The following is a 1806-nucleotide window of genomic DNA, read 5'->3' on the forward strand; positions in this document are numbered from 1 at the left end:
TCCGCCGTCGGTCTCGACCGACGTCTGTTCCCCGTGCCCCGCGCCGAACAGCAGGCCGGCGATATGCGCGTTCGCCACCTGGTCCATGTGCGCGAAGAACCAGTCCACCTTGTCATCCTTGTAATGGTTGAGCGTGTTGTTCTGCGCCATGTTGCCGATGGGGATCTGCCACAGGACCACCGGCTTGCCCACGGACTCGGCCATCGTCTTGTAGAACCCCAGCGCGGCAGTGGCCTTCTGGTCGGTCCAGAAGTTGTTGTGGCCGCCGTTCTCCGGCTTCGCGTACCAGCCCGCATCGCGGTCCGACACATCGGCGACCAGGAAGTCGGCGTTCTTCGCACCGAGGTTCGCGTAGTCCTTGACGCAACCCTGTGTGTTGTTCTGCCAGTCCCAGCAGGAAAGGTGGAATCCCACCTTGGTGTTCGGCGCGTACTTGTGCGCCATCTCGATCAGGCAGCGGGAGAGTCCGGCAGCACTGTTCTCCTGCGATCCGCAGTCCGTCGGATTCGCGGCCGAGACCTTCGCGGCAACCTTGTGCGGGTCGCCGAGCGACCGGACGTAGCCCCAGAAGTCAGGCTCGAGGTCGATCATGTCCTGCGAGTTGCCGATCTTCTGGAGGAAGAAACGGTAGTCGTTCATGTACCGGGTGAGCAGGTCGGCCCTGTTGATGGCCTCGACCTCGCCCGGACCGTCGCCATGGCCCGCGAGATCCCCGAGGTCACGCAGTGAGTACCAGGTCCAGAACATCTTCTGCGGACGCGGGCTGCCCTTGTACGTCGCCTTGGCCACGTGGTCGTCGTGCCAGGTCACGTAATAGCCGGGCGCGGTGGTGCCGCCGGACCAGCAGCCCCACCAGCTCTTCCACTCGTCCTTGCATTTCGCCGCCGTGTAGTAGTCCGACGAGGGCGCGGGCTGGCTGTGCACATAGGCGTACCGCACGTCGAACGGCGCGGCGTTCGCCGAGGTGTCGGACATCAAGCCGCCGATGAGCACCTTGTTGCCACCCATGAAGCTCGTCGTCGAGCTGCCGCCACCGGCCGCGGCGGACGACCCCGACGAAGCGCTGCCGTCCTTCGTGGTGGACGTGTCGGCGCTGCTGACGCTCCCGGCCGGGACGAGTTGCCACTGCTGATTGGCGCCGCCCCAGTCGCGGTACTGGACGACGTCGCCCCCGTCGGCCTTGGACGCCTTGTCGACCTCGACGGCCATGCCGCTGAAGCGGCTGATCAGACGCACGTAGCCGTCCGACGACTCCGCCACCTTGAACTGCTGGTTGGTGGTGTTCCGGTCGGTCCACTGCACGATGTCGGAGCCGGCGGTCTTCGACCAGTTGTGGATGTCCAGCACCTTGCCGGAGTTCCGGTTCTGCACCCGGTAGTGCCCGTCACCCGCGTCGATGAACCGCCACTGCTGGTTGGCCCCGCCGTGACGGCTCCACTGCGCCACCGCCGCGCCGTCGTTCTTGGCGAAGCTGCGGCCGTCCAGCACCTTGCCGCTGTTGCGGTTGACCAGTACGTACCAGGCCTTCGGATCCACGGTTCCCGCCGAGGCCGTGTTGATCACGACAACGGAGCCGCCCACGACAGCCATGACGATGGCCGCCCAGACGCCCCGACGCGCGAACAACCGACGGCTACGGTGCATCACCTTTCGTTTCTCCGTGACGGCTGGACGGGACGCTCGGCGACTACCGCGGGCGCGTCCGCCCGGCAAGACGGCCGCCAGCGCGGTACGCCACCGAGAACGCGGGTGGGCGTGGGACATGTCTGTGCTCTCTTTCAGCCGTTGCATCTGCCCGGACCGCCT

At 66.3% G+C, this 1806-nt stretch carries 1 protein-coding gene; it reads right to left on the reverse strand.

Going from position 1 to position 1806, the window contains the following annotated elements; genetic code table 11:
• Positions 1–1644: RICIN domain-containing protein (locus IEY89_RS40070; protein ID WP_373287356.1), on the reverse strand; the 1644-nt coding region annotated here is incomplete at its 3' end.
• Positions 1645–1806 lie beyond the last annotated feature (162 nt).

It is taken from the genome of Streptomyces lacrimifluminis, from assembly GCF_014646095.1.
Lineage (GTDB): Bacteria > Actinomycetota > Actinomycetes > Streptomycetales > Streptomycetaceae > Streptomyces > Streptomyces lacrimifluminis.